A 642-nucleotide genomic window follows, 5' to 3' on the forward strand; every position below is an offset into this window, starting at 1 on the left:
TGGTGATGATGGTATATAATTCTCCATTGGATAAAGCAGTCTCATCGATGCTCAAATATGGACTGATATTCTTTGTGAACAGCATCCACTGGTCTGCATGATCTTTTTGCTCCCAACTATTGTAATCACTGATATGCTCTTTGTATTGTTCCTGTAGTTGTTTGCCCTCTACCTGAAAGTAATGACCTAAATGGTAACAGCTGATTGGATGATTATCCAAATATTCCTTTTAAAAAAAGACCGAATTCCGTCGTCATTCGTGCCCCTTTTCTTACTAAATCCCAATCCCTGCTGATGATCTCTCCGGTCTTCTTAACTGTCCAACGACGCCGTTTAATGCATAAAGCGACTTTTTGACCACGGATCGGAAAATCCTGAATACTCACCTCTGGAAAGAATCCTTTGGACTCAAGGTCTTTGTTTGTATAGCCATCAGGAGCTATATTTTTCTCTTCAAGGTAGATATTCAACATCTTACCTTCTTTTTCTACTTGTGTTAATTCAAAATAATCCAGAATGCCTTCTGGTAATAATAAACTGATAAGGGTTTCTGCAGCTGCGCTCAAAATGAAAATTGTCGTTTGATTTACAATCGCAAAAGAAAGAAATTATTTTCTTCCCCCCAAGAATTCCGCTTGATCC

General features: G+C 38.3%; 1 protein-coding gene and 1 pseudogene. Both read right to left on the reverse strand.

What is annotated here, in order from left to right:
• A pseudogene (locus HQN83_RS25180) lies at nucleotides 1-220 on the reverse strand (ISAon1 family transposase); the annotation flags it as partial.
• A complete protein-coding gene (locus HQN83_RS25185; RefSeq protein ID WP_173094513.1) occupies nucleotides 213-566 on the reverse strand; it encodes an ISAon1 family transposase N-terminal region protein in 354 nt (117 codons plus the stop codon). The gene HQN83_RS25185 and the pseudogene HQN83_RS25180, both read right to left, overlap by 8 nt.
• Nucleotides 567-642 lie beyond the last annotated feature (76 nt).

Origin of the sequence: Pedobacter foliorum, from assembly GCF_013266735.1 — a bacterium.
Taxonomy (GTDB): Bacteria; Bacteroidota; Bacteroidia; order Sphingobacteriales; family Sphingobacteriaceae; genus Pedobacter; species Pedobacter foliorum.